2 protein-coding genes and 1 pseudogene are annotated in these 1,421 nt (G+C 56.3%); all 3 read right to left on the bottom strand.

Annotated elements, in window-relative coordinates:
• On the bottom strand, window positions 1-692 hold a 692-nt coding region (locus QT222_RS01110; protein ID WP_491476024.1), incomplete at its 3' end, for a methyltransferase family protein.
• A gap of 382 nt (window positions 693-1,074) precedes the next feature.
• Window positions 1,075-1,245 (bottom strand): annotated as a pseudogene (locus QT222_RS01105) (DDE-type integrase/transposase/recombinase); the annotation flags it as partial.
• A gap of 55 nt (window positions 1,246-1,300) precedes the next feature.
• Window positions 1,301-1,421 (bottom strand): helix-turn-helix domain-containing protein (locus tag QT222_RS01100; protein WP_491476025.1); only part of this gene is annotated, 121 nt, incomplete at its 5' end.

The following is a 1,421-nucleotide window of genomic DNA, read 5'->3' as shown; positions in this document are numbered from 1 at the left end:
CGGTTGAAAGGCAGGGCCGGGTCGTACCCCCCCCCGGGGTCGCCGGCCGAGTGGTCGCCTGTCCGGGTACCCAGACGCCCGACTATCGCGTGGGGGATGGCGTCCGGCATGGCGCCAATAGCGTCCGGGAAGTCGAAGATAGTGGCGGAGGGGTCGGGAGGTCGCCGGCATAATCCCAGGGCGTCCAATCCGTGCCCCCCGCCGACATCCAGCAGGCGGCCCTGCCCCGCCGGAACGGTCATCGCGTCGACAACGTCGTCGACGAAGATCGACGCCGTCGCCCGGAAGCCCTCCTGTGCAGTCTCCCAGCGAGCGGGTTCCTCGTCGAACCACTCGTAGATGGACTGGCTCGGCTCGCCCTCGCGTATCGCGGTTTCGAGTTCACGCTCCCAGAACGGCAAGACGAGGTCGTTCCAGTAGGTGAACCAGGGCCCCATGTTCGTCTCGGACTCGGCTAGCAGCCACTTCTCTGTCATTCCCGTGAGCCGGTAACGGTCCCCCACCGCTTCGAGGTATCCCTCGGTTACGAGGAAATTACAAAGCACGGCAATCCCGTCAGGATGGGCGTCGAGACGGTCGGCAAGACTCTCAGCCGTCAGCGGACTATCCACATCCGCCAGGGTCTCGAAGAGACCAATATCTAGCGCGAGTGTAACCGACGTGAAACTCGATGCACCGAACAAATCAAGCATCGGAGCTGGGCCCTTGTTAAGTCGAAGCAAAACCAGCCGTTCGAGGAAATTGGGGTTTACCGGCATACTACCAGATAGCAGTCTGTATGGTGTATGGTTACTGCCGCAGTCATAGGGTGCTTTTAAATCCACGATTCGAGCTGAATCGCGTCAGCGGGAAGGCTTGGAACGAATCAATCTACGCTGCTCGTTAAAGCCCGAAGTATTACGGGTGGAGCACTACCCCATGCGTTCTTTGGAGGTCACATTGACAGCGAGCTTCAAAAGTGTCTCTTCATAAAACCGTGTTTAAATAATTGATTGACGGCACTGTCTAGATAACCTCCTCAGCTGACTGCCCGCCCAATCCTAATCGAGAGTGTTCAGTCCGATAACCGAACTAATTAACCAGAAACACCGCTTCCTCGAAATTGTGTTTCTCGGCGACCCAGTGAAGGAATGCAGTTGCTGGATCAGTTCCACGTCGTTTGACCAATTGCACGTCGAGGAGTAACTTTGTGTCGAGGTTTATTGCATCGTACAACCAAGACCACTCGCCATTGATTTTGACAGCGGGACAGTGCCGATTGATTATATATCTACCATATGTGGAGATACTCGGAGCAACTTCAGTGAACGATTTCGCTAAACACACGTTCTTCGACTTTTCGAAGGTGCTCACCCACCGTTCCAGGAGCGATTCCGACAACCCCGCCAATGTCCTCAAGTGACGCTTGGCGAGGTTCGTTG

Source organism: Haloferax sp. s1 (assembly GCF_058382125.1).
The sequence above is the reverse complement of the archived record's forward strand: the minus strand, read 5'-3'. Positions and strand labels throughout refer to the sequence as shown.